The 2,215-nt window shown below is 75.8% G+C and carries 3 protein-coding genes and 1 pseudogene; 2 read left to right on the forward strand and 2 right to left on the reverse strand.

Features of this window, described 5'->3' with window-relative positions:
* A partial coding sequence (locus IE312_RS42600) for a maleylpyruvate isomerase N-terminal domain-containing protein (RefSeq protein ID WP_229900635.1) occupies positions 1-264 on the reverse strand: 264 nt, incomplete at its 3' end.
* A gap of 86 nt (positions 265-350) precedes the next feature.
* Here IE312_RS42600 and IE312_RS30770 point away from each other — a divergent pair.
* Together IE312_RS30770 and IE312_RS30775 are read left to right on the forward strand one after the other, a co-directional pair.
* Positions 351-995, forward strand: coding sequence for an HD domain-containing protein (locus IE312_RS30770; RefSeq protein ID WP_189985546.1), 645 nt, complete (start codon positions 351-353; stop codon positions 993-995).
* 35 nt (positions 996-1,030) lie between these two features.
* Entirely contained in the window at positions 1,031-2,119 is a 1,089-nt protein-coding gene (locus IE312_RS30775; protein WP_229900650.1) for a GNAT family N-acetyltransferase, read from the forward strand.
* Here the strand turns inward: IE312_RS30775 and IE312_RS42605 are convergent.
* Positions 2,104-2,215, reverse strand: a pseudogene (locus IE312_RS42605) (DUF4031 domain-containing protein); the annotation flags it as partial. The gene IE312_RS30775 and the pseudogene IE312_RS42605 sit on opposite strands and share 16 nt — an antisense overlap.

Below are 2,215 nucleotides of genomic sequence, written 5' to 3' on the forward strand. Positions count from 1 at the left end.
CGGCCACCCGGCCCGCTCCGCGATGTCCCGCTCGTTCGACTCCGGCGAGAACACCCCCTTCTCGAACCGGTTATCCGCCACCCGCGTCAGCGCGGCCGAGCAGTGCGCCAGCACGTCCCGCACCGTCCATCCCGGACACCCGGCCGTCGGCAGCGCGAAATCGGAGTCCGGCCGCGACCGCAGCAGCGGCACGAGGGCGTCCCGCTCCCGCACCAGCAGCCGCCCGGGCAGTTCGGGGTCACGCACGTCCACGATGTCAGTCATGGGCCCACGCTAGGGGCACCGCGCACCCGACGTCACGGACGGACCCGGGCGCCCCGCCCGCCCGGCGCGGCGGGAGAATGGGGTGCATGGCCGACCTCGACGCCCTGCGCCACCGCTTCGCCCGCGCCCTGGAAGCAGCCCGCGCCCCGGGCGGCGGCCCCGACCCCGCCCCCTACGCCGACAACCTGCTCGCCCGCTGGCAGGAACCGCAGCGCCGCTACCACACGGTGACCCACCTCACCGCCGTACTCGACCACGTCGACACCCTGCAGGCGTACGCGGCCGACGCGGACGTGGTCCGGCTGGCGGCCTGGTTCCACGACGCCGTCTACCACCCCGAGCGGTCCGAGAACGAGGAGCGGTCCGCGCGGCTGGCCGAGCGCGCCCTGCCGGAGGCCGGGGTGCCGGACCCGAAGACGGCCGAGGTGGCCCGGCTGGTGAGGCTCACCGTCACCCACGACCCGGCCGACGACGACCCCGACGGCCAGGTGCTGTGCGACGCCGACCTCGCGATCCTGGCCGCGCCTCCGTCGGCGTACGCCGCCTACACCGCCGAGGTCCGCGTGGAGTACCACTTCGTGCCCGACGCGGCCTTCCGCCGGGGCCGTTCGGCGGTCCTGCGCCAACTGCTGGACCTGCCCCGCCTGTTCCGCACCCCGTACGGCCGGGTGCACTGGGAGAGGACCGCCCGCCACAACCTCGCCGGCGAGCTGGAAATGCTGTCGACCTGAGGACCGCGCCGCCGTAGTGTGCCCGCATGCGGACGATGAGCGGGGACCAGGTGGAGGCGGCCGTCGCGAGCTGCACAGCGACGCTGCGCGCGGCGGTGGACCGCGACTGGGCGGCGGTGAACGCGGCCGGCCTGGAGTGGAGTTGCCGCACCACCGCGTTCCACATCGCCGAGGACTTCCTCGCGTACGCTAGCCGCCTCGCCGCCCGCGCCCAGGACCGCCTCCCCCTCGCCATCACCCTCCCCGAGGGCACCGACAACGCCGGTCTGCTCCAGGTGATCGAGGCGACCGGCGCCCTGCTGGCCGCCGCGGTCCGCACCGCGCCGCCGGGCGTACGCGCCTTCCACCCCTCCCCCTTCGGCGGCGCCGACCGCGAGGGGTCCGCCGCGATGGGCGTCGCCGAGGCCCTGCTGCACACCCATGACATCGCCCGCGGCCTCGGCCTCGCCCATGAGCCGCCCGCCGACCTCGCCGAATCCGTCCTCACCTGGCTCTTCCCGCACGTCCAGCCCGGCCCCGAGCCCTGGCCGACCCTGCTGTGGGCGACCGGCCGCGGCGAGCTGCCCGGCCGCGCCCCGGTCACCGACTGGACCTGGTACAACAACCTGGTCCTCCCCGCCGGCCGCGTCACCCTCACCGGGATCCGCCCGGCCGCCGCCCGCGATCTGGCCCTGGGCGGCGACGGCGGCTTCGACTGGCTGGACGGCGGCCCCTACGAGGGCACCCGGGAGGCCTGCACCTTTCTGGTGAAGGCGTACGAAGCCGGCGTGCACCGGCCCGAGTTCGGCGTCTTCGCCCTCGTACGGCCCGAGGACGGCCGGGCGGTCGGCGGCATCGGCTTCCACGGCGCACCGGACGAGGAGCGGCGGGTGGAGATCGGCTACGACCTCGTCGCCGGCGCCCGCGGCCACGGCTACGCGACCGAGGCGCTGCGCGCCCTGACCGAGTGGGCCCTGGCCCGCGACGACGTCGACACGGTCATCGCCACGGTCGAGCGCGACAACCTCCCCTCGCAGCGCGTGGTGAGCCGGGCCGGCTTCACCCGGGCGACGGTGGAGGAGGAACGCACCGCCCAGGACGAGTACGACATGGACGCCGGCCTCCTGCTCTACCTGCGCCGCTGAGCCAGGCCCTTGCGCCGGCGCAGACCGGCGGACCTCAGCAGCCGGACCACCTCACGGCTGCCGACCTCCACCGCCCCCGCCGCCACCGCGTCCGCG

The sequence above is a fragment of the Streptomyces capoamus genome, assembly GCF_014654935.1.
GTDB classification, from domain to species: domain Bacteria; phylum Actinomycetota; class Actinomycetes; order Streptomycetales; family Streptomycetaceae; genus Streptomyces; species Streptomyces capoamus.

What these genes read in the sequence shown, in the direction of transcription:
- IE312_RS30770 (WP_189985546.1), top strand. Translation starts at nt 351, where the DNA reads ATGGCCGACCTCGACGCCCTGCGCCACCGCTTCGCCCGCGCCCTGGAA.
- IE312_RS30775 (WP_229900650.1), top strand. Translation starts at nt 1,031, where the DNA reads ATGAGCGGGGACCAGGTGGAGGCGGCCGTCGCGAGCTGCACAGCGACG.